The 24,344-nt window shown below is 61.2% G+C and carries 24 protein-coding genes and 1 pseudogene; 15 read left to right on the forward strand and 10 right to left on the reverse strand.

From position 1 onward, the window contains the following. Positions 1 to 18 precede the first annotated feature (18 nt). Complete coding sequence (locus RBH10_RS10435; protein ID WP_281037264.1) at positions 19 to 699, forward strand: response regulator transcription factor; 681 nt, start codon at positions 19 to 21, stop codon at positions 697 to 699. Beyond that, entirely contained in the window at positions 696 to 2,090 is a 1,395-nt protein-coding gene (locus RBH10_RS10440; protein WP_281037263.1) for a sensor histidine kinase, read from the forward strand. The genes RBH10_RS10435 and RBH10_RS10440 overlap by 4 nt, the downstream gene beginning before the upstream one ends. A gap of 7 nt (positions 2,091 to 2,097) precedes the next feature. On the opposite strand, the gene purU is transcribed toward RBH10_RS10440, so the two are convergent. The 4 genes from purU to RBH10_RS10460 form a co-directional block, all read right to left on the reverse strand. Then, positions 2,098 to 2,982: a formyltetrahydrofolate deformylase gene (purU, locus tag RBH10_RS10445; RefSeq protein ID WP_045017750.1), complete on the reverse strand. Its 885-nt coding sequence runs from the start codon at positions 2,980 to 2,982 to the stop codon at positions 2,098 to 2,100. Positions 2,983 to 3,187: 205 nt separating this feature from the next. After that, positions 3,188 to 3,964 carry a YbaY family lipoprotein gene (locus tag RBH10_RS10450; protein ID WP_281037262.1) on the reverse strand — a complete coding sequence of 259 codons (777 nt, stop codon included), beginning with the start codon at positions 3,962 to 3,964 and terminating at the stop codon, positions 3,188 to 3,190. Between the two features lie 167 nt (positions 3,965 to 4,131). Continuing rightward, positions 4,132 to 4,653, reverse strand: coding sequence for a heme utilization cystosolic carrier protein HutX (hutX, locus tag RBH10_RS10455; protein ID WP_281037261.1), 522 nt, complete (start codon positions 4,651 to 4,653; stop codon positions 4,132 to 4,134). Between the two features lie 9 nt (positions 4,654 to 4,662). Continuing rightward, positions 4,663 to 5,010 carry an antibiotic biosynthesis monooxygenase gene (locus RBH10_RS10460; RefSeq protein ID WP_045017746.1) on the reverse strand — a complete coding sequence of 116 codons (348 nt, stop codon included), beginning with the start codon at positions 5,008 to 5,010 and terminating at the stop codon, positions 4,663 to 4,665. A gap of 196 nt (positions 5,011 to 5,206) precedes the next feature. Here RBH10_RS10460 and RBH10_RS10465 point away from each other — a divergent pair, with 196 nt between their 5' ends. Genes RBH10_RS10465 through RBH10_RS10475 form a run of 3 tightly spaced genes read left to right on the forward strand, consistent with a single transcriptional unit; the run spans position 5,207 to position 7,964 of the window. Beyond that, positions 5,207 to 6,100, forward strand: coding sequence for a hemin ABC transporter substrate-binding protein (locus tag RBH10_RS10465; RefSeq protein WP_281037260.1), 894 nt, complete (start codon positions 5,207 to 5,209; stop codon positions 6,098 to 6,100). Then, a complete protein-coding gene (locus RBH10_RS10470; RefSeq protein ID WP_281037259.1) occupies positions 6,097 to 7,185 on the forward strand; it encodes an iron ABC transporter permease in 1,089 nt (362 codons plus the stop codon). Before RBH10_RS10465 ends, RBH10_RS10470 begins: the two co-directional genes overlap by 4 nt. Further along, positions 7,182 to 7,964, forward strand: coding sequence for a heme ABC transporter ATP-binding protein (locus tag RBH10_RS10475; protein WP_281037258.1), 783 nt, complete (start codon positions 7,182 to 7,184; stop codon positions 7,962 to 7,964). The genes RBH10_RS10470 and RBH10_RS10475 overlap by 4 nt, the downstream gene beginning before the upstream one ends. 12 nt (positions 7,965 to 7,976) lie before the next feature. Here RBH10_RS10475 and RBH10_RS10480 read toward each other — a convergent pair whose 3' ends face one another. Then, positions 7,977 to 8,333, reverse strand: coding sequence for a YbaN family protein (locus RBH10_RS10480; RefSeq protein ID WP_306180935.1), 357 nt, complete (start codon positions 8,331 to 8,333; stop codon positions 7,977 to 7,979). Positions 8,334 to 8,592: 259 nt separating this feature from the next. Between RBH10_RS10480 and RBH10_RS10485 the strand changes: the two genes are divergently transcribed. From RBH10_RS10485 to RBH10_RS10505, 5 genes are all read left to right on the forward strand, one after another. After that, positions 8,593 to 8,988 carry a VOC family protein gene (locus tag RBH10_RS10485; RefSeq protein ID WP_281037257.1) on the forward strand — a complete coding sequence of 132 codons (396 nt, stop codon included), beginning with the start codon at positions 8,593 to 8,595 and terminating at the stop codon, positions 8,986 to 8,988. A gap of 13 nt (positions 8,989 to 9,001) precedes the next feature. Further along, on the forward strand, positions 9,002 to 9,715 hold the full coding sequence (gene ung / locus RBH10_RS10490; protein WP_281037256.1) for a uracil-DNA glycosylase: 714 nt from the start codon (positions 9,002 to 9,004) through the stop codon (positions 9,713 to 9,715). A gap of 71 nt (positions 9,716 to 9,786) precedes the next feature. Next, positions 9,787 to 10,863: a siderophore-interacting protein gene (locus tag RBH10_RS10495; RefSeq protein ID WP_281037255.1), complete on the forward strand. Its 1,077-nt coding sequence runs from the start codon at positions 9,787 to 9,789 to the stop codon at positions 10,861 to 10,863. Between the two features lie 175 nt (positions 10,864 to 11,038). Further along, entirely contained in the window at positions 11,039 to 11,983 is a 945-nt protein-coding gene (locus RBH10_RS10500) for a VOC family protein (protein ID WP_281037254.1), read from the forward strand. A gap of 129 nt (positions 11,984 to 12,112) precedes the next feature. Beyond that, positions 12,113 to 12,727 (forward strand): alpha/beta hydrolase, encoded by a 615-nt coding sequence (locus RBH10_RS10505; protein ID WP_281037253.1) that lies wholly within the window; start codon positions 12,113 to 12,115, stop codon positions 12,725 to 12,727. Positions 12,728 to 12,948: 221 nt separating this feature from the next. Here the strand turns inward: RBH10_RS10505 and RBH10_RS10510 are convergent, their stop codons facing one another. Beyond that, entirely contained in the window at positions 12,949 to 13,533 is a 585-nt protein-coding gene (locus tag RBH10_RS10510; RefSeq protein WP_281037252.1) for a transglycosylase SLT domain-containing protein, read from the reverse strand. Positions 13,534 to 14,211: 678 nt separating this feature from the next. Here RBH10_RS10510 and RBH10_RS10515 point away from each other — a divergent pair. After that, the gene (locus RBH10_RS10515) at positions 14,212 to 14,745 is read left to right on the forward strand and encodes a transglutaminase-like cysteine peptidase (RefSeq protein ID WP_281037251.1); all 534 of its coding nucleotides are present in this window, start codon (positions 14,212 to 14,214) and stop codon (positions 14,743 to 14,745) included. 54 nt (positions 14,746 to 14,799) lie between these two features. Here the strand turns inward: RBH10_RS10515 and RBH10_RS10520 are convergent, their stop codons facing one another. Then, a complete protein-coding gene (locus RBH10_RS10520) occupies positions 14,800 to 15,687 on the reverse strand; it encodes a DMT family transporter (RefSeq protein ID WP_045017947.1) in 888 nt (295 codons plus the stop codon). A gap of 241 nt (positions 15,688 to 15,928) precedes the next feature. On the opposite strand from RBH10_RS10520, the gene RBH10_RS10525 reads away from it, so the two are divergent. Both RBH10_RS10525 and RBH10_RS10530 read left to right on the forward strand, forming a co-directional pair. Further along, positions 15,929 to 17,227, forward strand: a complete 1,299-nt coding sequence (locus RBH10_RS10525; RefSeq protein WP_045017727.1) for an adenylosuccinate synthase — start codon at positions 15,929 to 15,931, stop codon at positions 17,225 to 17,227. Between the two features lie 70 nt (positions 17,228 to 17,297). Further along, on the forward strand, positions 17,298 to 19,580 hold the full coding sequence (locus RBH10_RS10530; protein ID WP_281037250.1) for a hypothetical protein: 2,283 nt from the start codon (positions 17,298 to 17,300) through the stop codon (positions 19,578 to 19,580). 191 nt (positions 19,581 to 19,771) lie between these two features. Here RBH10_RS10530 and rpoH read toward each other — a convergent pair whose 3' ends face one another. From rpoH to RBH10_RS10545, 3 genes are all read right to left on the reverse strand, one after another. After that, positions 19,772 to 20,674: an RNA polymerase sigma factor RpoH gene (gene rpoH / locus RBH10_RS10535; protein ID WP_003491840.1), complete on the reverse strand. Its 903-nt coding sequence runs from the start codon at positions 20,672 to 20,674 to the stop codon at positions 19,772 to 19,774. Positions 20,675 to 20,840: 166 nt separating this feature from the next. Then, positions 20,841 to 21,665 carry a class I SAM-dependent methyltransferase gene (locus RBH10_RS10540; protein ID WP_281037249.1) on the reverse strand — a complete coding sequence of 275 codons (825 nt, stop codon included), beginning with the start codon at positions 21,663 to 21,665 and terminating at the stop codon, positions 20,841 to 20,843. Positions 21,666 to 21,950: 285 nt separating this feature from the next. Further along, complete coding sequence (locus RBH10_RS10545) at positions 21,951 to 22,973, reverse strand: RluA family pseudouridine synthase (RefSeq protein WP_281037248.1); 1,023 nt, start codon at positions 22,971 to 22,973, stop codon at positions 21,951 to 21,953. Between the two features lie 38 nt (positions 22,974 to 23,011). On the opposite strand from RBH10_RS10545, the gene RBH10_RS10550 reads away from it, so the two are divergent. Both RBH10_RS10550 and RBH10_RS10555 read left to right on the forward strand, forming a co-directional pair. Then, positions 23,012 to 23,404: a hypothetical protein gene (locus RBH10_RS10550; RefSeq protein WP_281037247.1), complete on the forward strand. Its 393-nt coding sequence runs from the start codon at positions 23,012 to 23,014 to the stop codon at positions 23,402 to 23,404. Then, positions 23,394 to 24,265: pseudogene (locus tag RBH10_RS10555) on the forward strand (TrmH family RNA methyltransferase). Before RBH10_RS10550 ends, RBH10_RS10555 begins: the two are co-directional and overlap by 11 nt. Positions 24,266 to 24,344: the final 79 nt, after the last annotated feature.

A 24,344-nucleotide genomic window follows, 5' to 3' on the forward strand; every position in this document is an offset into this window, starting at 1 on the left:
ATGCTGCGGGAGGAAGAATTGCGTATTTTGCTGGTCGAGGACAATCAGGTGCTGTCGGAAGGGCTATCCGCACTTCTGCGCGGCAGTGGTTATGCGGTGGATGTCGTTTCAGACGGCGCTTCCGCCGATGCGGCGATTGCGGCGGAAAATTTCGATCTCGTCATTCTCGATCTCAACCTGCCGGAAATGGATGGCATCGAGGTGCTGCGTTCCATGCGGTCGCGCCAGGACAAGGCGGCGGTGCTGATCCTGACGGCGCGCGGCACGCCGGAGGAAAAGGTCAAGGGGCTGGACCTCGGCGCCGACGACTACATGATCAAGCCCTTCGATATCACCGAATTCGAGGCGCGGGTGCGAGTGCTGCTGCGCCGCAATGCCGGCCTGCGCTCGTCTGCCCTCAGTTTTGGCAAGGTCCTGTTCGATCTGACATCGCGCACATTTTCGGCCGATGGGCGTCCGCTCGATATTCCGGCCCGCGAGGTGGCGCTGCTCGAAGTGCTGTTCATGCGGGCAGGCAAGGTTGTCGCCAAGGAGGCGATCGTGCAATCGCTGACGGGTTTCGACGAGGAGATTTCCGGCAATGCCATCGAGCAATATGTCAGCCGGTTGCGCAAGCGGCTTGCCCCCCACGGGCTGACGGTGAAGACGGCGCGCGGCATCGGTTATTATCTGGAAAAGCTGCCGGAGATGGCTGAATGAGAGAGGCCGCCTATTCGCTGCGGCGACGGCTTTTAGGCTGGCTTCTGATTTCCACCGCCATCATCGGCTGTATCGCGCTTGCCGATACCTGGCGCGAGGCGGTCAATACCGCCAATGTCGTCTCCGACCGGGTGCTCTCCGGTTCTGCACTCGCCATCGCCGAGCGGGTGGTGGTGGCCGAAGACGGCTCGCTGGAGGTCGACATTCCCTATGTCGCGCTGGAAATGCTGACATCGGCCGCGCAGGACCGGGTGTTTTACCGTGTCGACGGGCCGAACGGGCAATTCCTTACCGGCTATCAGAATCTGCCGATGGTGGAGAACCCGGCAGGCGAGACGCCGGCCTATATGGATGCGGTGTTTCGCGACGAGCCGATCCGCATCGCCGCCATCCGCCGTTTTGCGTCCACCGGCATCAATTCCGTTCCCTTTTCCGTGACGGTGGCTGAGACGACGATAGCCCGCAGCCAGCTCGCGCAGGCCATCATCCTGCGCTCGGCGCTGCGGCTGTTGCTGATGATTGCGGGTGCGGCGATCATCGTCTGGATCGCGGTGACGATTTCGCTGCGGCCGCTTTATCGGCTGAGCGAAGCCATTGCCGAGCGCAGCCCCAACGACCTGCATCCAATCCGGCAATCCGTGCCGGTGGAGGTGGAAAACCTGGTGGAAACGGTCAATTCCTTCATGGTGCGGCTGCAATCGGCGCTCGATGCGCTCCGGCATTTCACCGGCAATGCCAGCCATCAATTGCGCACGCCGCTTGCCATCATCAGCACCCAGCTTGCGCTTTCCGCCCGCGCTGCCAGCCTTGAGGAGGCGCAGGCAGCGGCGCGCAAGGGTGGGGCGTCGGTCGCCCATGCCGAACATATCCTTGCCCAGCTGCTGCGCATGGCCAATATCGATGCCGCCGGTTCGAGTGAAAAACACGACTTTTCCGCGATCGACCTCTTGGGCGTGGCGCAGAACGTGACGGCAGACTTCGTGCCGCGCGCGGCAGAGGCCGGCATCGATCTTGGTTTTGAAGGGGAGGGCGAAGCCACCATCCTTGCCGAACCGCTTCTGATTGGCGAGCTGATCGGCAACCTCATCGGTAACGCCGTCAATTATGCCGGGCGCGGGGCGGAAGTCACCGTGCGCGTCGGCAAACAGGCGGACATTGTCTGGCTGGAAGTGGAGGATAACGGCCCCGGTATCCCCACGGACAAACGCGCCATGGTGCGCCAGCGCTTCGCCCGCGGCGAAGCCAACGCCGCCCCCGGCGCCGGGCTTGGCCTTGCCATCGTCGAGGAGATTGCAGGGCTGTTCGGCGGGCGGCTCACGCTGGAAGACGGCGCGGGCGGGTGCGGGCTAAAGGCGCGGGTGGTTTTTGCTGTCGCCGAAAAGGCGGGATAGCTTGCCGTTACCCCATCCGCTCGGAAGCATAGCTGCCCGGGCTTGGCGGGAAGACGACGGTGCGGTTGCCGTTGATGAAGGTGCGGTGGTGGATGTGGGCGTGGATGGCGCGGGCGAGCACCTGGCTTTCCACATCGCGGCCGAGCGAGACGTAGTCTTCGGCCGACTGGGCGTGGGTGACGCGCACGGTGTCCTGTTCGATGATCGGACCTTCGTCCAGATCGGCGGTGACGTAATGGGCCGTCGCGCCGATCAGCTTCACACCGCGGTCATAGGCCTGCTTGTAGGGGTTGGCGCCCTTGAAGGACGGCAGGAAGGAGTGGTGGATATTGATGATCCGGCCAGACATCTTGCGGCACATGTTATCGGACAGTACCTGCATGTAACGCGCCAGCACCACCAGTTCGGTGCCGCTTGTTTCGATCAGGTCCATCAGCTGGGCTTCGGCCTGCGGCTTGTTCTCCTTGGTCACCTTGATGTGGTGGAAGGGGATGTCGTGGTTGACCACCACTTTCTGATATTCGAAATGGTTGGAGACGACGCCGACGATATCGATCGGCAGCGCGCCGATCTTCCAGCGGTAGAGCAGGTCGTTGAGGCAATGGCCGAAGCGGGACACCATCAGAAGTGTTTTCATGCGCTGGCCGTCGCTATAGATACGGGCTTCCATGCCGAATTTTTCCGCCACCGGCTGAAAGCCCTCGGTGATGGCCTGCATCGACACGCCCTCTTCGGAGATGAAGGAGACGCGCATGAAGAACTTGCCGGTCTCGAGGTCGTCGAACTGCGAACTGTCGACGATGTTGCAGCCTTTTTCCGCCAGATAACCGGAAATCGCGGCGACGATGCCGCGGGTCGATTTGCAGGCTACTGTCAGAACATAGGTTGTCATTCGTTTTCCCTCAAAGACGTTGCAGCCGGGTGAACCGGCGCAGTTGGCGCGTTCCATAGCGCAGCTCTGTGGCGGAGCAAAGCGCCAAGACGACCGCAGCCAAAGTCTTAAGGTGGGAAAAGGCCCTACGCCGTGCCGGAAGCGACATGGAATGTTCCACGGCCAGCACGGCGGAGGGGGCGTTGCAGCAGGGGCGTTACCGGCCTCAGGCGCGGCGCAGGCGCATGGCCGGGCGGCCGCGGCCGTCGATCAGTTCCAACGTGCCGCGGCGCGGTTCCAGGCGGAAGGAGCGGGCGCCTTCCAGCGCTTCGATGAATTGCCGTTCCTGACGCATGATATCAGGCGCGCAGGCCATCTGGGTGGAAATCATCCGGCCGAAATCGACGCGGTTGCGGCTGATCTTTATCTCGCCGCCGATGCCGTTGCAGCCGGCATTGCCGGAAACGCGACCCTCGCGGGAAATTTCCAGCGTCGCCTGACGGCGACCGCGAACCCGTTCGCCGCGGATTTCCTGCACCAGCCAGCGTCCGTCGAGACCGGCTTCCGGTTCCGGCCTGCCCGGAGCCGCCCCCACCCGTTCCAGCACGAGATCGGTGTCGTCACGCCCGCCGGCCAAAACGGTGTAACGGCGCGTGGTGGTGAACAGCAGCCGGTCAGCATCGCGGATTTCGGCACTCAGCGCATAGGAGCGGCGACCACGGATGTCGCGGTCGTCATAACGCAGCACGAAAGGCACAGGCACCTGCCCGCGCGGGCGGATGGTGGTTTCGGCGATCGTTTGCGAAGGTGCATCCGCCAGCGAGACGTCGATGAGGCGCACCGTCACTGTCGCACTCGGCGGCAGGGCGATCCGCTCGCGATAGGAAACGCTGCCGCGCAGGCTTGCCGGTGCGGCTGCTGCGCCGCCCGCTGCAAAAAGCGGTGCAAGCGCGACAAGCCCGGCGAAACTGCGGCGCGAAAGAAGGGGCTGGCGGTCGTTCATGGTGCTTGCTCCGTGCTGATGTCGATCGAATTTCAACGGATGATAGAAATTGGCACTGAACGGGCGATGAACCGTTGAATGTTTCGTCAATCTCATTCCTGTGACGAGCAGGAATGAGGATGGAGAGGCTGCCGGAGGAAACGCTCCCCCGGCGGCGTTCCGCTGTTTCAGCCGCGCAAACCGTCGCGCAGCGCTTCGAACTTCGCCAGCTGCTCGCTGCGCAGTTCCTTGTTTTCATCGCGGCGGACGAAAATCTTGAACATGGCGCTGCCGGCGGCATTCATGAACCAGACGGAACAGGAGCGGCGACCGTGAAAGCCGCGATCGACGAAGGTGATCGTGGCGCAATTGTCCTTCTTGATGTGACCGCCGATGGGGCTGTCGCCGTGGACGTTGAACCAGCCATGGCTTTCGCTGCCTTCCGGCAGGTGGCCCGGCACTTCCAGCACGATATCCTGCGTCTGCACGATCATCAGGATTTCGCCCCAGCCGCGTATCTCGTTCCAGATATCGGAGAACCGGTCGGCGGGAGCGGAAATGGCGGCGCCTTCGGGCAGGATCGCCAGAATTTCGGCTGGTGTCACCTCGGCCTTGGCGGCAATGGCTTCCACGATACCGTCAGGCTTTTCGGCAAGCGCGGCGGCGGCACGCGCCTGCCGGTCATCGTTCTCTCGGGCTAAAACGCTCATCGGGCGGCCTCAGGCGGCAATCGAACGGCGTTCGCCATTCTTGTCTTCATGGATGATGACGTCGAAACCTTCGAAATGCGGGCCGGAGAGGTATTCGACCTTGCCGCGGTTATCACCTGCGCGTGCATGGGCGGCGCGGAACTGCTCGGACTTCGTCCAGCTCAGGAAATCTTCCTTGGTGGCCCAGACGGTATGCGAGGCGTAAAGCGTGTGATCATCCGCCTTCGGGCCTTTCAGCATGTGAAATTCGATGTAGCCCGGCAATTCGCTGAGGTGCGATTTACGCTCGCGCCAGATGGACTCGAAGGTTTCCTCATAGCCCGGTACGACGCGAAAACGGTTCATTGCGATAAACATGTAAGTCTCCCTTTAAGTTTACAGTTACAGTCAGGATATCCAGCCGAAGCACGGATGGAAAGAGGCTCACGACAAAGCGAACAATTTTACTCCACTTATCGATTGCGCCTTCTATAAACATGTGCAAATAACTCAAGTTAAATAAGGTGGATAACCCCGTATCCGCCCGTGCCAGCTTGTATTTCAGGATAGCGCCATGTTGAATTTTCGCCTTCGCCCGTTCGTTTTTACCGTCCTCGTGCCCGCCGCAATCGCCCTTGCCGCGCCCGGTGCGAGCGCCTCGGACAAGGGCAATCCGGAAGCGAAACGCATCGTCGCGGTGGGCGGAACGGTAACGGAAATCCTCTATGCGCTGGGTGCCGAGGGTCGCATTGTTGCGCGTGACAGCACCAGCACCTATCCGGCCGATGCGCTTTCCAAACCCGATATCGGCTATATGCGGGCGCTCTCGTCGGAAGGCATCCTGTCGCAGCAGCCGGATCTCATTCTGTCCGAGGATGGATCAGGCCCGGCGGATGTCATCGCCATTCTGAAAGCCAGTGCTGTGCCCTTCGTCACGGTCGACACGCCGCCGAGTGGCGACGCTATCCCGAAGAAGATCGAGGATATCGGCGCGGCGGTCGGTCTTTCCGACAAGGCAAAGGCGCTGGCTGCGGAAACCAAAGCCGGGCTCGATGCGCTCGCCAAGGATGTCTCCACTGTCCCGGAAAAGGAGAGGAAGCGTGTGCTCTTCGTGCTCTCCAGCGCCGGTGGCCGTATCATGGCGGCAGGCAAGGATACCGAAGCGGCGGCGATCATCGAAATGGCCGGCGGCATCAATGCCGCGCAGGAGATCAGCGGTTACAAACCGTTGACGGATGAGGCTGTCATCGCGGCGGCACCCGATGTGGTGCTGACCATGGCGCGCGGCGACCATGCTGGCAAGGCGGACGAGATTTTCGCGCTTCCCGCCTTCCAGTCCACACCGGCCGCAGCCAAAAAGGCGCTCGTCAGCATGGACGGGCTTTATCTCATCGGCTTCGGTCCGCGCACGCCCGCTGCTGGCCGCGAACTGGCGGCCAAGCTTTACCCTGAGGTGGTGAAGCCGTGAGCCTTGCCGCCTTGAGTTCCACTGAGGGCACCGCCCCCGGCGACAGATCCCGGCAGGGGGTAATAACGCTTGCCGTGCTCGTCGGTATCCTGCTGTTTGCCTGCGCCGTGTCGCTTGTCAGTGGACCTACGGGCGTCGGCATCTCCGAACTCTGGGCCTATCTCACCGGTGGCGCCGACCAGCTTGCAACGCGCGACAAGGTCATTCTTGAAGCGGTGCGCTTGCCACGCACGGCGCTCGGCATCTTGATCGGCGCGGGGCTTGGTGTCTCGGGCGCGATGATGCAGGGACTTTTCCGCAATCCGCTGGCAGATCCCGGCATTGTCGGCGTTACCTCGGGTGCGGCACTTTTTGCGGTTGCTGCCATCTCTCTCGGGGAGGGCGCGCTTGCCACATTCGCCCTGTTTTTCGGCCCGCATTTCCTGCCGCTGATGGCGTTTTTCGGCGGGCTTTTGAACACCTGGGTACTTTACGCCATCGCCACGCGGGATGGCGCAACCTCCACCACCACCCTCATTCTGGCCGGCATTGCGGTTGCGGCAATCAGCGGCGCGCTGACCGGGCTGATGATCTTCGTTGCCGACGACCGGGCGCTTCGCGATATCACTTTCTGGTCGCTCGGTTCGCTCGGTGGAGCGACCCCCGCCAAGGTGCTTGCCACCTTGCCCTTCATTATCGTTGTGCTCGCCATCATTCCCTTTGTCGCAAGGGGGCTGGATGCGTTGATCCTTGGCGACGCTGCTGCCTTCCACATGGGCATTCCGGTGCAGCGGTTAAAGCGGATCGTCATTCTGGCCGTCGCCGCTGCCTGCGGGGCAAGCGTGGCGGCTGCCGGTTCGATCGGTTTTGTCGGCATCGTCGTGCCGCATCTGTTGCGGCTTGCCATCGGCCCGTCGCACCGGTTCCTGCTGCCGGCCTCGGCACTTGGCGGTGCGGCGTTGCTGTTGTTTGCCGACAGTTTCGCCCGCACGGTGGCGGCACCGGCGGAATTGCCCATCGGCGTGGTCACCGCGCTGATCGGCGCACCGGTCTTCCTGTTCCTGCTGCTTGGCCGCAGCGGATTTTCCATGCGGAACATGTCATGATCCGGGCCGAAAACCTCACCCTCATCCGCTCCGGCCGCCGCCTGCTCGATGCGGTCAGCGTCGATCTGCAACCCGGCAAGGTCAATGTCATCATCGGCCCGAACGGTGCCGGCAAATCCACACTGATGAAGGTCCTGTCGGGGGAAATGCGCCCCGAGGGCGGCTCGGTGACCTATAATGATATCGCCCTGCCGCTGTTCACGCCGGTCCAGCTTGCGCGCATCAGGGCCGTGCTGCCGCAGAATACCCAGCTTGCCTTTCCCTTCACCGCGCTTGAAATCGTGCGCATGGGGGCGGTGGCGCAGGGGTCGCGCACACCGGAAGATCAGGCTCGCCGGGCGCTTGCGAGAGCCGGGCTGCGCGGGTTCGAGCAGCGTTCCTACAACATGCTGTCGGGCGGCGAGCAGCAGCGGGTGCAGTTTGCCCGTGCTCTGGCGCAGGTGCCGCATCCCGTGGAAAACGGCGAGGTGCGGGCGCTGTTTCTCGACGAGCCGACGGCCAGTCTCGATATCGGCCACCAGATCGCGGTCCTGGAAACGGCGCGCGATTTTGCGGCAGGCGGTGGTCTGGTGCTTGCCATCCTGCACGATCTCAACCTTGCGGCGGAATTTGCCGATCAGCTTATCGTCATGCATGGCGGCCGGGTGACGGCGAGCGGTCCTTCGCTGGAGACGATCAGCGACGAGACGATCGCAAGGGTCTATGGCATTGGCGGCGTCGTCGGCCGGCTGCCGGCGCGGCATATTCCTTATGTGCTGCCGCAGTCGAGGCACCGCTGAAGGGATTTCGTTTCAGCTTTCCGGCCGGGTGACGATGAAGAGTGCAGAGCCGAGCATGACGACGGCAACGATTGCTGCGCGCAAAGCCGGCGGGTCGCTGAAGAACCAGAAGGCGGCGTAACTCACACACATGGCCGACACGGCTGCGATTTTCGCTTTGCGGGCAATTGCGCCGCGTTCACGCCACCGACGAAGCGAAGGGCCAGATCTGGGGTGGGTCAGAAGCCATGCCTCGAGCTTTGGCGAAGAGCGGGAAAAGCACCAGAGCGCCAGAAGCAGAAAGGGTGTTGTGGGCAAAACGGGAAGAAACGCGCCGACGATGCCGGTCGCGACCATAAGCCAGCCAAGACAGAGGTAAACAAGGCGCATGGCGTAAGCCGGTATCATGAGTTCTCTACTCATGATAGAGCGACGAGGCGAAAACTCTCAGCCATTTTCAGTGGAAATCCCGCATGTGCAGGCAATCCGCAGGCCTTTGTGCCATCACATTTGCCGTGATCGGGCCGTTGGGCTGCGTCGCAAAGCGTCTTTAGGGTTGAAAGCGCGGCCCTCTGTCTTTATCCCCTTGGGCCGCGATGTCCGGAACATAACCGGGCGACCACAAGATTAAGAAGAAGAAGGAAACACCATGGCCAAGCTGATCCACTCGATGGTCCGGGTGCTGGAAGAAAAGCGTTCGGTTGAATTTTACACGCAGGTTTTCGGGCTTGAGATTGCCGAGCGCGCCGAGTTCGAAAATTTCACACTGATCTATCTCAGCAATGCCGAAGGCGATTTCGAGCTGGAACTGACCGTCAACCGCGGTCGTGAAGTGCCCTATGCGCTGGGTGACGGTTACGGTCATCTCGCGGTCAGCGTTGCCGATGTGGATGGCGAACATCAGCGCCTGATCGACCTTGGCATGTCTCCGGGCAAGATCATCGAAGCCGAATACAAGGGCCAGCCTTTCGCGAAATATTTCTTTATCTGCGATCCCGATGGTTACAAGATCGAAGTGCTGCAGCGCGGCAACCGGTTCAAGTAAGAAGAGGCACATCATGGCAGAGGCAGGCGTGAAACTTGAAGACAGCTGGAAACGCGTTCTTTCCGGTGAATTCGCCAGCCCCTACATGCTCAAGCTGAAAGACTTCCTGCTTGCCGAAAAAACCGCCGGCAAGCACATCTTCCCCAAGGGGGCCGAATATTTCCGGGCGCTGGATCTCACCCCGCTCGACAAGGTCAAGGTCGTCATTCTGGGGCAGGACCCCTATCACGGCCCCGGTCAGGCGCACGGGCTGTGCTTTTCGGTCCAGCCCGGCGTGCGCATTCCGCCCTCGCTCGTGAATATCTACAAGGAATTGCAGAGCGATCTCGGCATCCGCCCCGTCAAGCACGGTTTTCTGGAAAGCTGGGCGAAACAGGGCGTGCTTTTGCTCAACAGCGTGCTGACGGTGGAAGAATCGCGCGCTGCCTCGCATCAGGGGCAGGGCTGGGAAAAATTCACGGATGCGGTCATCCGCGCCGTCAATGACGAAGGCGAGCATGTGGTGTTCCTGCTCTGGGGGTCCTACGCCCAGAAGAAGGCAGCCTTTGTGGACCAGAATAAACATCTGGTGCTGCGCTCGCCGCACCCTTCGCCACTTTCGGCCCATAACGGCTTTTTCGGCAATGGCCATTTTTCCAAGGCAAACGCCTTTCTCGCCTCGCACGGCCGGCAGCCGATCGACTGGCAATTGCCGGAAATGGCGGACGGCGATAAAAACCTTCTCTGAATACTCATAAATATCTTTACGCTTTGTGGTCGCCGGGATTAAAGATAACCGGACTATAAAGTGAAGGATTTATGCCCGTGTCTCTCCTGTCCGCAGAAACCTCTGTCTCGCTGCCCGATCCTCTGTCGATTGTCGATGCTTTCGAAGATCATTTTTCCGAGCATATGGAGATGGAGCGCGAGGGGCCGACGGTGCGGTTCAAGGCGGAATACGGCCATGGCAGCTTCAGCGCCGAAGGCGGTCGTTTCGCCGCCCGGGTAAGCTGCGTTTCCGAACATATATTGATGTCGGTGAAGGCTATGGTGGCCGAACATATCGTCGAGTTTTCCGGCGAGACGGGGCTGGATTTTCGCTGGAACGGCCATGGTGCCTATCAGCGAGAGCTGCCCAATCTCTTCGTTGGCAAGGTTGCCCGCGCCTATAATCTGACGACGCATATGCGCCGTCTGGTGGTTTCCGTCGAAAGCGGCATCGAAAGGCTCGTCACCGGCGGTATGCACGTCCGCCTGCTGCTGGTGCCGGATCAGGCCCGTGCGCCGGTCTGGCCGTATCTTGCCCCGACCGGTGCGATCGTCTGGCCGGCGGGTGACGATCTTCTGACGCGGCGCGTTTATACCATCCGTTCCGGCGATGTCGGCCGTGGCGAAGTGGACATCGATTTCGTCATGCATGAGGGCGATGACATGCCGGGTGCCAATTTCGGCGCCACGGCAAAACCGGGCGATGTTCTCGGCATCATCGGCCCGAGCGGTGTTTGCCCGGAAGCGGAGCGATATGTCTTTGCTGGCGACGAAACGGCGCTGCCGGTGATGCTGCGCATGGCAGCCGAAATGCCTGCCGGCAAGAAGCTCAGCGTCTATGCCGAGATCGACAACGAGGCGGAGCGGCAGGAGATCGTCTGCGCCGCCAATGTCGAATGGACATGGCTGTATCGTCGCGGCAAGCCCGCCGGCACCGCTGGTCTTATCGAACAGGCGCTGCGCGGCCATGCCTGGAGCGGCGACCATGAAGGCCTGCATGTCTTTGTTGCCTGTGAAAAGTCCGAGGCGAGGGCGGCGAAATCTTTTCTGACCGACGAGATCGCTTTCCCGAAGGCGTCGCTGCGCGCCGTCGGTTACTGGACCATGGGTGTCGCCGACGACCATTGAGACCCGTCACGGGGCTTGTTTCTGTGTTGGTTGAACAGTCGATTTGATTGTTCACCATTCGGGAACAATCCGTTCCGCTTGTCTGGTCTATGCCTTTTCGGCCTCTTACCCCATCTTCACGCCATGAACACGGCTGGCCCAATCGACGGGCCGCCAAGGCGAAAAGGGGTTTATCATGTTGAACCAGATCAAGGGCCTGCATCACGTCACGTCCATGGCTGCCAGTGCGCGCCAGAATAACGGCTTTTTCACCGATACGCTCGGCCTGCGCCGGGTAAAGAAAACCGTCAATTTCGACGCGCCGGATGTCTACCATCTTTATTATGGCGATGAGGCCGGCACGCCCGGCTCCGTCATGACCTATTTCCCGTTCCCGCATATCGCCCTTGGCCGTCCCGGCACCGGCGAGGTGGGCACGACGCTGTTTTCCGTTCCGGAAGGCTCGCTTGCCTATTGGCAGGACCGTCTTTCCAAGGCGGGTGTGGATGGCCTGAAGGCCGATGAGGCTTTCGGCAACAGGCGCCTGCATTTCGCCGGACCTGACGGCGATGGTTTCGCGCTGGTCGAGGTCAAGGACGACGCCCGTGCGCAGTGGACCGGCAATGGTGTCGGCGCGGATCAGGCTATACACGGTTTTCAGGGCGCTTCGCTGCGTCTTCGTGACGAAGGGGCAACCGCCGAACTTTTGAAGTTCATGGGTTATGAGGAAGTGGACCGCCAGGATGGCGTGTTGCGCCTCGGCATTTCCGGCGGCAACGGTGCCGATGTCATCGATATCGAGACCATGCCGAACATCTCCGGCGCGCGCCTCGGCGCAGGTTCGGTGCACCACATCGCCTTTGCGGTCGAAAACCGCGAAAAGCAGCTCGAAGTCCGCAAGGCGCTGATGGATACCGGCTATCAGGTAACCCCTGTTATCGACCGTGATTATTTCTGGGCGATTTATTTCCGCACCCCCGGTGGCGTGCTGTTCGAAGTGGCCACCAACGAGCCCGGTTTCGACCGCGACGAGGATACGGCCCATCTCGGCGAGGCGCTGAAACTGCCGAGCCAGCACGCACATCTGCGCGCCCAGCTGGAAAAGCAGCTGGAGCCGCTGGGTGACGAGAAGACGGCTTGAACGGCTGCGATCGATTTTAGGTGAAATTCGGCGGCCGTCACCCTCGGGCTTGACCCGAGGGTCCATGCGCTATCGGCGTGGATGGTCGGGTCTAGCCCGACCATGACGGGGAATAGAAGGAAGCAATTCATGAACAAGGACGCATATTTCCACAAATCCCGCCCCGGCAATGCGGGCGCACCGATCTTCGTCGTGCTGCATGGCACCGGCGGTGACGAAAACCAGTTCTTCGATTTCGGCTCGGGCTTGCTGCCAAAGGCAACCATTATTTCGCCGGTAGGCGATGTCTCCGAACATGGTGCTGCACGGTTTTTCCGGCGCACGGGCGAGGGCGTCTACGATATGGCCGATCTTCAGCGCGCAACGGTCAAGCTGGCGGATTTCGTGAAAGCCAACCGGGAGCATTATCAGGCCGGCCCCGTCATCGGCCTCGGTTTTTCCAACGGCGCAAATATTCTCGCCAATGTGCTGATCGAATATCCCGATCTGTTCGATGCCGCGGTGCTGATGCATCCGCTGATCCCGTTCGAGCCGCAGGCGGCTGCGGCCAAATCCTCGCGCCGCGTGCTGATCACGGCCGGAGAGCGCGATCCCATCTACCCGGTGCCGCTGACAAAGGCGCTGGAAAAGAGCCTTGAAGCGCAGGGTGGCACGGTGGAAACGGTGTGGCATCCGGGCGGGCACGAAATCCGCTCGAACGAGATCGAGGCGGTTCGGGCGTTTCTGACGCCTTACGGGCAATAAGACGCGCCGCGATTGTCGGCGTTCTACGTCAGGTCGGCCTTTGCGACCCCGCCTCGGAGTGACGACAAAGAGCTGTACAAACTCGACGTCATCCTCGGGCTTGACCCGAGGATCCACAACCCGTTGAACGATGGATCCTCGGGTCAAGCCCGAGGATGACGGAGGAGAGGTTTGGGTATTTTTCTAAAGCAGCCTCAGACCGGACCTACTCCAACCCCGCCTCAGCGATATCCGCATTGCTGCAACTGGGCTTCGTAGCGCAGCGCCATGTTGGCGGAGCGGCGGGCGGCTTTCTGGACGGCGGAATTGTTGCGCCAGCTGCCCTTGGCGTAACCGCCATGGCCGGAATAATAAGCGAGGTAGAGGTTATAGGGGTCGTTCAGCGCAATGCCGTTCTCGCGGCGGCTCTTGGCGTGGTACCAGCCGACGAAGTGGATCGCGTCGGTGAAATCGGTGCGGCTTGCCGACCAGCGACCGGTTTCGCGCTTGTAGACCTCCCAGGTGCCGTCCAGCGCCTGGGCATAACCGTAGGCAGTCGACTGGCGCGTCCAGGGAATGAAGCCGAAAAGTTTGGTGCGCGGCGGACGGGCATAGGGGCGGAAGGCGGATTCGGTGTAGATCGTCGCCATCATGACAGGCACGGGCACGCCGAACTCCCGTTCGGCCGCCTTGGCGTCGCGCCGCCAATTGTTGAAGAGGCCGTTCCGCTGCTCGAAAATCGCACAGGCATTGGTGACCTGCGACGGTGCAGTCGCGCAGCCGGCCAGAACAATCAGCAGAAAAACAACGGCAAATACGCCACGCATAACGGAACCCTTTCGTTCCGCTATTCTTAAATTGCTAACCATTAACGTCGGGTTTTAAGACAAGGTTAATTCAAATGCCGCCGAGCAGGCGCCTGTTAACCCGCTGAAAATTCCTGTGTCCGGGATGAGGCGAAACCGTGGGGCAAGCGGCGTTTTTTTCCGAATGGCATTTGCTACATCCCCGCACGTCCCCGGTCTTGCAAAGCCGCTTATGCTTGTTCCATCCCGGTCATTGAGCGTGCGCGCGGCGCAAGATGGGTGGGGCAGGCGGCCGAAACCGGGGAATTTCCCGATGTCACGGTTGACGCAGCCGGCATATGCCCATCCTCCAAACAGGAACCGGTTTGGTGGGCGGGCCATGTGTTGAAGCCGGGGCCGCATCGTCTGCAAAACCCTACCACACCATTTGATACCCCCCGCAGCGATGCGGCCCCTTTATCGCTCCCTGACGTTGCTCCGGAATTCGGGGCGGCGATATCGGCGCATGTTTAAAAACGCGCCCGCTGTACAAAAATGAAAACCGATAAAATTGTAGCAATCGGCTTAAAGCGGCCGAAAACAGTGATGTGCCATTGTGGGATCACAGACAAGGAGCGGACATCCTGCGAAGACAGGGCGCTCCGGAAAACAGAAATCGAGACCGGCAAAAGCCGGCGGATCGCCAAACGGGGTATGAAAATGCTGAAGAAGATCATTGCTGCCGCCATCTGCGGAATTGCCATTGCTTCCATGTCCACTCATGCCGATGCGGCTGGTGCCGCCGGTTTTGCCCGCAGCTTTGCCGCAGTCGAAAAAACGGCAGTCGCGCAGATCGCCATTTCCGCACCGGGTGGTTTTGATGGCTGCGTTCTCTCTGCCGGCCAATGTGTCTCGACGATTGCCGCGCCGCTGACCGGCGAGCGCCGCGATGAGCTGCTGCGCGTCAACCGCGATGTGAACGCCACCATGGGCGCGCTTGATGATTATTTCTCCGGTTTTGCAACCGATGTTCCGGCAACGCCTTCGATGAGCGCCAGGGATTGCGGCGATTGCGCCGCGATCAAGCGCACGGCACTTGCCGGTGCCGGCTGGTCTTCCGCAGCCCTGCGTCTCGCCTTTGCGCTTGATGATGACGGATCGCTGCAAAAAGTGCTCATCGTCACCACCGACAAGGGCGATATCGTGCTCGGCAACGCCGCATTCTCTCCGACAAAGCGCGAAACCGCGCTCTGATCCAAACTCTTTCATGCCTGCCAGACTGCGCCGGTTTTCCTGACCCTTACGGGATCAGGTAGCCGGCGATTTTTTGCGTTCCGCCACCGCTATGCCCGCCAGCGCCATCACCAGCGCCACGATCTGGTAGGTATGCAGGGTTTCGCTGAGCACCACGACCGAAAGCAGCGTGCCGAAGACGGGCACGAGATTGATGAAGAGGCCGGCGCGGTTGGCGCCGATCTGTTCCACACCCTTGATGAAGAAGATCTGCGCCACCAGCGAGGCGAAGATGCCGGCATAAAACACCAGCACCCAGCCCGTTTGATCGGGCCAGACGGCCGTGTCCTGTGCGACCTCCCAGAAAATCAGCGGCACCGAACTGATGAGCGCGAAAAAGGCGGGGATCGCCATCAGCGTGCGCCAGTCAACAACTGGTTTCCAGCGCAGGATGACGGTGTAGATGGCATAGACCAGCACCGCCAGCAGCATGATGGCGTCACCCGTGTTCATTTCCAGCGACAGCAGCGAGACCGGATCGCCATGCGAGGCGAGAAGCGCCACGCCGGCGATGGTGAGACAGAAACCGGCAATCTGGCCGAACAGCACCCGGGTGCGGAACAGGATGAAGTTCAGCACGAATATGACCATGGGAATGCCTGCCTGAATGACGGCGACATTGATTGCCGAGGTGTATTTGAGCGACGTATAGAGAAAGACGTTGAAGGCGGTGTAACCGACGCTGCCGAGCACGAAGAAATAGGGCAGGCGCTTTTTCACCACCGGCCAGTCCTTGATGAGCTGCGGCACGGAAATGGCGAAGATGATGGCGACGGCGAGAACCCACCGGAGAAAGGTGAAAGCCATGGGGCTGATGTGGCCGACGGCCAGCTTTCCGGCAACGGTGTTGCCGCCCCAGCAGAGCGTGGCGATGACGAGGGCGATATAGGCTTTCGAAGGCACGCTGATGTTTCGCTTCTTCAAGGGGGCGGGAAAACGATGCGGGGTGAACAGCGGCCTTCCACCGGCGCTTTCTCCCTTGCCGGGCGAGATAATGCGGAATTCGGCGATTTGTCACGGAAAAAGCAAAATTCACCATAAGAAACAGGGTCGCTTTCCGTAAAACAACGCAGTATACATTCGCGGGTTTGGGTTTCCCATCGGGTTATCGGGCGCGCAAGCGCCATGAGCAGGAAAGCAAGAAATGACGAATGTTGTGGTGGTCGGCTCGCAATGGGGCGACGAAGGCAAAGGCAAGATTGTCGACTGGCTGTCCGAGCGGGCAGATGTCGTCGTGCGGTATCAGGGCGGCCATAATGCCGGCCATACGCTTGTCATCGATGGCATCAGCTACAAGCTTTCGCTTCTGCCGTCCGGCGTCGTGCGTCCCGGCAAGCTCGCCGTCATCGGCAACGGCGTCGTGGTCGATCCGCATGCGCTGATTGCTGAAATCGGCCGTCTGGAAGTGCAGGGCGTCAAGGTAACGCCGGAAAACCTGCGTATCGCCGACAATGCCACGCTCATTCTTTCGCTGCACCGCGAACTAGACGGTATGCGCGAAGACGCCGCCTCCAACAGCGGCACCAAGATCGGCACCACGCGCCGCGGCATCGGCCCGGCTTACGAAGACAAGGTCGGCCGCCGCGCCATCCGCGTCATGGATCTGGCCGACATGGAAGCGCTCTCCGCCAAGGTTGACCGCATCCTGACGCATCACAATGCGCTTCGTCGTGGCTTCGGCGCCGCTGAAGTGTCGCATGAAACCATCATGGAAGAGTTGAGCTCGATTGCGGATCGCATCCTGCCGTTCAGCGAAACCGTATGGCTGCTGCTCGACAAGAAGCGCCGCGCCGGTGCGCGCATCCTGTTTGAAGGCGCTCAGGGGTCGCTGCTCGATATCGACCACGGCACCTATCCTTACGTGACCTCGTCCAACACCGTTGCCGGTCAGGCCGCCGCCGGTTCGGGCATGGGTCCGGGTTCGCTGGGCTACATTCTCGGCATCACCAAGGCCTATACAACCCGTGTGGGCGAAGGCCCGTTCCCGACCGAGCTGCATGACGAAATCGGCCAGTTCCTCGGCGAAAAGGGCCATGAATTCGGCACCGTCACCGGTCGCAAGCGCCGCTGCGGCTGGTTCGATGCCGCACTGGTGCGCCAGTCGGTTGCCACCAACGGCATTACCGGTATCGCGCTTACCAAGCTTGACGTTCTCGACGGTCTGGACGAGCTGAAAATCTGCGTCGGCTACAAGCTCGACGGGCAGGAAATCGATCATCTTCCGGCAAGCCAGGGCGCGCAGGCGCGCGTCGAGCCGATTTACGTCACGCTGGAAGGCTGGAAAGAATCTACCGTCGGTGCCCGAAAATGGGCGGATTTGCCTGCTCAGGCAATCAAATATGTCCGTCAGGTCGAGGAACTGATTGGAGCGCCCGTTGCGCTTCTGTCGACAAGTCCGGAGCGTGACGACACCATACTTGTGACTGATCCGTTTGAGGACTAATGTCCTCAACGATCTAGATTCATAAACCATATCGGGCCGGTACGTCGCCGGTCACGACGAGAAAGTGCTTATGGCGGATTTTGTAGCAGTCATTCGCAAGGCCGTGGATGGCTTGGCGAACAATACTCCCGAAAACCGGGCGAAGGTTTACGACAAGGCGCGCAGTGCGGTTGTGCGCCAACTCGAGAATATGAAGCCACGTCCGCCGGAAGAACTGTTGCGTCGGCAGATCGCCAAGCTCGACGCCGCCATAACCGAGGTGGACAGCGAATATGCCGAGGCTCTGCCGGCGCTGGAGGAGGACGATGCTTTCTCCCCGGCGGCGGAAGAGGCGGTAGCGTCCCACCATCAGCCGGATATCGCCGAAGAGCCTGCCGTCCATGCCGCCGAGCGGTATGAACCGGTTGAAGAAGAGCCTGCTCCGGTCGCGCCCGCACAGCCGGAGCCGGTTTATGAAGAACCCGCTCGCGAAGAAGAGCTTCTCCCCGAGGCACCCGTTGCCGCTGTAACTCCGCACGAGGAACAGCATTACGGGGAACGCGAACCGGAAGAGCTTTACGACGCACCGGAACCGGCTCGTATCGCGCCGGTTCATGCGGCCGAACCCCACGAGGAAGCCGGCACCTATTTCACCCGCGCGCATGAAGAGCCGGCTCATCAGCCGGAAGATGAGCATGCAGGCGACGTGGAGCCGGAAACCCCGCTCACCCATGCCGATGATTCCGTGCCGTCCCATTGGGCGCAGCCGGTTGACGAGGATGACTGGCGCAAGCTCGACGAAGCGCAGGACGAGGATGTTCGTCCGGCTGCCGAGGCCGAAGTGCGCTACGAGAGGGATGACCACCCCGTCGTCGCCGGTTATTCCGCGCAGCACTATCAGGCCCCGGATGTCAACTTCGAGCCTGAGCGGCGCGAAGAGGACAACCATGCCGGCCATCGCGCTGCTGCCGATCACGATCCGATTTTTGGCGGGCACGGCGATTTTTCCGAACCGCGTCAGACGGAAGACACGGCCCCGAAAAAAGCTGCCGTCGTCGAGGATTTCTCGTCCTATTTCGAAGACACCGATCTCGCCATTCCCGCGAAGGATGCCCCTGCGCTTCCGCGCGCCGATAACGATCCCTTCGATGACCGGACTGCTGCCGCCAAGGACAATAAGGAACGCTCGCCCTGGGACGATCTGGACGAGCTGATCGGTTATGACGGCGCGTCGTCGTCCAGCCGGGCAACGACGGGTGAAACGCCCGCCCTCGGTGCGGGGGCCGCAACGCCCGCTTATATGGTCAAGAAGAAGCCGCGCCGGAATTATGCCTCGCTGGTGCTTGCCCTTGTCGGCGCCGGGCTTCTTGCCGGTGGCGGTTATGCGCTCTGGCAGAACCGCGATGCGCTGAACGACATGGTCGGCGGCCTGGTGCAATCGGCACAGAAGGATGGCGGCACCCAGACGCCTCCAGCCAATACGGCGCAGACATCGACACCGCCGGCTGCCCAGCAGCCGCCTGCCTCCGGACAGCAGCCGACGACAAGCCCGACCGACCATCAGGCGCAGCCGCATGGCGATGACGGTTCCGTCACCGGCACGAAGTTCACCCAGCGGCTTCTGGCCGACGGGACCGAGCGCGACGAAGGACCTGCCGCTGGCGCCAACGGCCAGCCCGTCACCGCGGAAGGCCAGTCGGTCTACGAACAGAATGTCGCGCCGCCGCCTGCGGGCGAGGCTCCGGCCAATACTGCTGCGGGTACTCCCGCCGCTGGTACGCCGCCGGCACAACCGCCTGCCACGGCCGCTGCCGCCACGGGTGACCGCATGTTCCTTTACGAGGAAGTGCTGGGCCAGACGGTTCCGACCGCCATTCAGGGCAGCGTTTCCTGGTCGTTGCAGCAGGAAAACGACAATGAGGGCCGCCCCTCCGCGACGGTGCAGGGCCAGATCACGGTTCCCGGCCGTGGCCTCAGCGCGCTCATCACCTTCAAGCGCAACACCGATCCTTCGCTTCCGGCAAGCCATCTGATCGAGATCGTCTTCTCGGTTTCGCCCGGCTTCGAAGGCGGCGCGATCGACAGCGTCCAGCGCATTGCGATGAAGAGCACGGAGCAGGATCGCGGTAACGCCCTGATCGCGGTTCCGGCCAAGATTACCGACGATTTCCACATGATCGCGCTCAACGACTTCCCGGATGCGATGAAGACCAATCTGGAGCTGCTGAAGAGCCGCAACTGGATCGATATTCCGGTCTCCTACCGCAACGGCCGCCGGGCCCTTCTGACCCTGCAAAAGGGCAATGACGGCATCGCCGCCTTCGACACGGCGCTGCGCGAATGGGCGGCTGCAAAGCCTGCAACCGGTCAGTGATGATTTTGGGGATCGGCGTAAGGCTGGTCCCCTCATTCTTCCTTATGTCTTGCAAATGAAAAGCCCGCAGATCTCGCGATCTGCGGGCTTAAATATACTTGTCATTCTTCACTCGACGTCATCCTCGGGCTTGACCCGAGGATCATACCGTTCACGTCCTGTGGATGCCCGGCTGCCTCGAGGGCTTTCCTTTACGCATCCACCACACGCAGAGCGCGCGCGGCTTCAAGCGCTTCCTTCTGCACCGCTTCCTGAACCTTCTCGAAGGCGCGAACCTCGATCTGGCGCACGCGTTCGCGGCTGATGTCGAACTCCGAGGAGAGTTCTTCCAGCGTTACCGGATCTTCGGCAAGGCGACGGGCCTCGAAGATGCGGCGTTCGCGGTCGTTCAGCACGCCCATGGCCTTGGCCAGCATGCGGCGGCGGGTTTCCAGCTCGTCCTGCTCGATCAGCACGGCTTCCTGGCTTTCATGGTCATCCACCAGCCAGTCCTGCCATTGGCCGGATTCGCCTTCGGATGCCTTGATCGGCGCATTCAGCGATGCGTCGCCATGCAGGCGGCGGTTCATCGAGATCACTTCTTCCTCGGAAACCTGCAGCTTGGTGGCGATTTCCTTGACGTGTTCCGGCTTCAGATCGCCGTCATCAATCGCCTGGATACGGCCTTTCAGCCGGCGCAGGTTGAAGAACAGGCGTTTCTGGTTGGCCGTCGTGCCCATCTTCACCAGTGACCACGAGCGCAGGATATATTCCTGGATCGAGGCCTTGATCCACCACATGGCGTAGGTGGCAAGACGGAAACCGCGTTCGGGATCGAACTTCTTGACCGCCTGCATCAGACCGACATTGCCTTCGGAAACGACTTCGCCGATCGGCAGGCCGTAACCGCGGTAACCCATGGCGATCTTGGCAACGAGACGCAGATGGCTGGTGACGAGCTTATGGGCGGCGTCGCGGTCGCCATGCTCGGCGTAACGCTTGCCAAGCATGTACTCTTCCTGCGGCTCCAGCATCGGGAATTTGCGGATTTCGTCGAGATATCTATTGAGACCGGCTTCGCCGGCGGTAATCGTAGGCAAACTATTGCGGGCCATAAAGCACCCCCTTATCTATGGTCTGGAACGGCACCCTTTTTGGATTGGCGATTACTCGCCCAAGGCACACCGCTAGTGGCGGGTCGTTACCGACCCCGCACGAACCCATGTAACAAATATGTATGCACCCGCCGCGTTTCAAGCGAACGCAGTGTTCACACATGCGTTATGTCCCGGCGACACTTTCTTTGACCTGTTTAACTTTCGAACGGTAGATTCGTTCCGAAAAACCGCCAAGGCCCGAGCGCACCATCAGCTCATACATGACCCGCCTGCGGGTGGGGTTGTGCAGGCGGACAACGCTGGAGCCGAGAAACTGCGTTTCGACATGATCGAGTGCCTGCAACTCGTCCCCGGCGGCGATCGCGCCCGCATAGAGGGCGTGAAATTCGCGGCGGCAGACATAGGTCTTGTATTTGGTCATGGCGAAGCAGACGAGGCTGTGGCCATGCGTGCGCAGGAAATCGGCGACACCCACCGTTACTTCCGGCCATGCGGGGTTGAAAGTGTCGTCGAAGACGATGACGCCGTGCGGGGCGATCACCTCCAGCGCCAGTTTCGCATCGGCCAGAACATGATGCAGGTGGTGGCCGCCATCGATGCTGAAGAACCGCACGGGGCCGGTCCGGCAGGTGATATCGGCAGCAGCGAGCCGGGTGCTGTCGCCCTTGATGATCAGGTCCCTGTCCATCTCGAAACCCAGCCGCCTGCCGTTTTCCATCAGGCGGTCATATTGGTCGAGGCTTCCATCCAAGGGCGGGTCGAGTTCGAACAGGTCGACGCCCAGCACCTTCTCCTGCGGCTGCGCGAATTTGCGCAGCAGAAAATAGGAGCGGCCATAATAGACACCGATCTCCGCCATGCCGCCTTCCAGGCCGTCTTTTGTCTGCGCCTGCAGTAGCGCCTTGAAGACGAGCGCGTCGGGTGGGTCGATGTAACCTTCGACGCTGCGTAAATCCTGAAATATAAACCGGCGTTCATCGGTGTTCATGCGCGATAGATCCCGTCATCATGCCGGTTCCGTTCGGGGTATGCGGGTCGAACGGCGTTCCTTGCAGCGTCTGTCATTCGGCAAGCCCGATGTACGACCACGGCATTCGCGGTGACGATTTCAAGCTTTCCGGGCGTCGAGGAGGTGCGATGATTGAAGCGGAATTGGGGCGGTCTACAAAAAGGACCATCTGCGGAATATCGCTATCCGCTAATCTTTTTTTATTATCCGGGGCTTCCGGCGAGATAGACGGCGCGGTTTTTTTGGCCGCGTCGTGCAGCGTTTTCAGGTACGCAGGGCGGTGATCAGCTCTTCCATGTCTTCAGGCATGTCGGTTTCGAACTCCATCACTTCGCCGGTGCGGGGGTGTTCGAAGGCCAGAAGATAGGCATGCAGCGCCTGCCGCGGAAAGCGGTTGACGGTGGATCTCGCCGGCTCTTCCAGCAGGTTCGCCTTGGTGCGGAACGCCGCGCCATATTCGGGATCGCCGATCAACGGGTGGCCGATATGGGCCATGTGCACGCGGATCTGGTGGGTGCGGCCGGTTTCCAGACGGCACTCCACCATCGAGGCGAGGCAGGATGCGTCAGGCCTTTCATGGAAGCGCTCCATCACCTCGTAATGGGTGATCGCCTCGCGGGCGTCGTCCCTGTCCTCATGCTTGACGGCGCGTTTGGTGCGATCGGCACCACGGCCAAGTGCGGCGTCGATGGTGCCGCGCAGCGTACGCGGGCGGCCCCAGACGAGAGCCTTGTAGGCGCGTTCCAGCGGGCCGGTGCGGCCGTGGTCGGCAAATTGCGCGGCGAGATGGCGGTGGGCATTGTCGTTTTTCGCCACGACCATGACACCGGAGGTTTCCTTGTCCAGCCGGTGCACGATGCCGGGGCGTTTCACGCCGCCAATGCCGGAAAGGCTGTCGCCGCAATGATAGATGAGGGCGTTGACCAGCGTTCCCGTCCAGTTGCCGGCACCCGGATGCACGACGAGACCGGCGGGCTTGATGAGCACGATCAGGTCCTCGTCCTCATATTCCACGTCGAGCGGAATATCCTCGCCCTTGGGTTCGGGGTCTTCCGGCTCCGGCATCACGATCTCGATGCGGTCCTGCGGGTGCACCTTCTTTTTCGGTTCGGTTACCGGTGTGCCGTTGACGAAAACCGCGCCCTGCTCGATCAGGGCCTTCAGGCGGCTGCGGGACAGATCGCCGCCAACTTCGCCCGCCAGCCAGGAATCGAGGCGGCCTTCGGCGTCTTCGCCGGCAATCAGGACTTTCCTTGCGTCTCCGCCTTGTTTAAAGGGGTCGTTCATTCTTATTTTTCCGATCAATCAGCATTTCAGGGAACCCGATGACGCAGATCGAGCAAGACGAACAGGAAGACAAGCCGCTTGATCCGGCCATGGATAAAGTTCGCCGCAAGATGATCCGTTTGCAGATCGTATCGGGATCCGTGATGTTCATCAGCCTTATGGCTGTCTTCGGCGCGGTTGTCTACAAGGCGGTAGGGCCATCGAAAACCGTTGTGACGCAGAGCGCACCGGCAAATCTGGCCGTTCCCACCGGCAATGGACCGCTGGCCGTCACCGCCAGCCTGCCGCAGGGCTTCGTGATCGAAAATGTCAGCTACTCCGCCGGCGACATGCTGTTTTACGGCAAGCTTGCCAACGGCACCCGCAAGGCGCTGGTCTTCAACGTCGCGGCCGGCCGGTTTCTGGCCGATGTGACGGTCGATGCCCAGTGAGGGTATCGATCCGGCGGGCGCACCTGCGCTCCTTGACGGCCGGGGACTAATCCCGGTCGAAGACCCGGCCGATCCGCGCATCGCCGCCTTTCGCGACATCCGTGAGCGTGACCTCACCGGCCGGCAGGGCCGCTTCATTGCGGAAGGTACTGTCGTGCTGCGCATGCTGGCCGCCGCCCACAAAGCGGGCGGCGCCTTTGCGGCTGAAAGCATTCTCATCCTCAAGAACCGGCTTTCCGGCGTTGCGGATATCCTTGCGGATTTCCCGCCGGATGTGCCGGTCTATGTGGCGGAAGCGCCGGTGCTGGACGGTATCGTCGGTTTTCATCTGCATCGCGGCATTCTGGCGCTCGGCCGCCGGGTTCACGATAATAGGCTGGACGGGCTGACGGACACGCTTCCGGCCTCGTCGCTGGTGCTGGTGGGTTGCGGCATTTCCAACCACGATAATCTGGGCGCCATGTTCCGCAACGCCGCGGCCTTTTATGCCGATGCGGTGTTTCTGGACGAGACCTGCTGCGATCCGCTCTATCGCAAGGCGTTGCGCGTTTCCGTCGGTTCGGTCCTGTCGGTGCCCTATCATCGCGGTGGTAGTGCGGTGGAAATGCTGGAGCGGCTCGCTGCCGCCGGTTTTGCCATCTGGAGCCTTTCGCCCAATGGAAAGACCGAGATCGCGACATTCCCCGTTCCGAACGCATGGCGCTGGTCATCGGCACGGAAGGCGAGGGGCTGCCGCAATCGGTGCTGTCGCGTTTTCATACGGCGCGGATCGCGCAATCGCCGCAGCTGGACAGTTTGAATGCGGGGACGGCTTCCGGGTTGGCGCTTTATCAGATGGCGGGGGCGATCGGGCGGGTTTAGGTCTTACAGATCTGCGGATGAGGCTTACCCTTAGCGAATGCCGCTTACCCCCCCCTCTGCCCTGCCGGGCATCTCCCCA

Origin of the sequence: Rhizobium sp. AN73 (genome assembly GCF_030757975.1) — a bacterium.
GTDB lineage: Bacteria > Pseudomonadota > Alphaproteobacteria > Rhizobiales > Rhizobiaceae > Agrobacterium > Agrobacterium arsenijevicii.